We start from the raw sequence: 762 nt of genomic DNA on the forward strand, positions 1-762 counted from the left end.
GACGAACTGGAAGGACTTGCCGGCCCGCGTACCTGAAGTCCGTAACTATAAGGGCTGGGATCATATGCAGTGCAACCCGGATAAAGGGCTTAAGCGGTGAGCGCCCTGATTCGGGGACGCCTCCCGTTAAAGGATTTAGCAAAATTTCCCCTGCCCCGAGAAGGAAAGCCGGATGATGAATAAGCAAAGGCGCTATGCAATGCTGGCCGGGCTGATGCTGATGGCGGGATGCACACAGGCGCAGGACGCGCCGACGCAGGTTATTTACCGCTTTGACGACCATCGTTACCTGGAACTGAAGGGATGGAACTGTGAGGGCGCGTTGTACTACGTTGACCCGGTGCGCGGTATCCGCTCTGAAGTCGCCAGCCAGTTTTACCGGGCATTTGCTGACAAGTATGTGCACCCCTCCGAGCGCTACATTGCCATTCCTGGGTGGGAAACCGATGCCTTCCTCGTTTCAAAAAACTACGGTGAGACATGGCAAGTTGCGCCATTTAACACCGGTTTTCATACGGTCGAACCGGATGGCTCAAACAGTCCATCCAGAGAAAATATGCTCTCGTTCACGGTCGTTAACGATCAGGGTTTTCTCTTAACCCGCCAGGGCAATCTCTACATGAGCTCAAAGCCCTTCGATGACCCGCGGATTTTGCCCGGTGGCCCAGGTATTGATTATGTCGATGAAGACGGTGATAAGCATCACCTTCGACCGGGTTTTGCCGGGCCAAAATGGGGGCTGTCATATATTCCACCCAAAAC

The 762-nt window shown here is 54.1% G+C and carries 1 protein-coding gene; it reads left to right on the plus strand.

Annotated elements, in window-relative coordinates; translation table 11 throughout:
* Positions 1-172: 172 nt before the first annotated feature.
* Positions 173-762, plus strand: a 590-nt coding sequence (locus ACOTXF_RS23765; RefSeq protein ID WP_421635311.1) for a T6SS immunity protein Tli3 family protein, incomplete at its 3' end; no start/stop codon positions are given.

This window comes from Enterobacter cloacae complex sp. IR53041, from assembly GCF_049238285.1.
GTDB classification, from domain to species: domain Bacteria; phylum Pseudomonadota; class Gammaproteobacteria; order Enterobacterales; family Enterobacteriaceae; genus Enterobacter; species Enterobacter roggenkampii.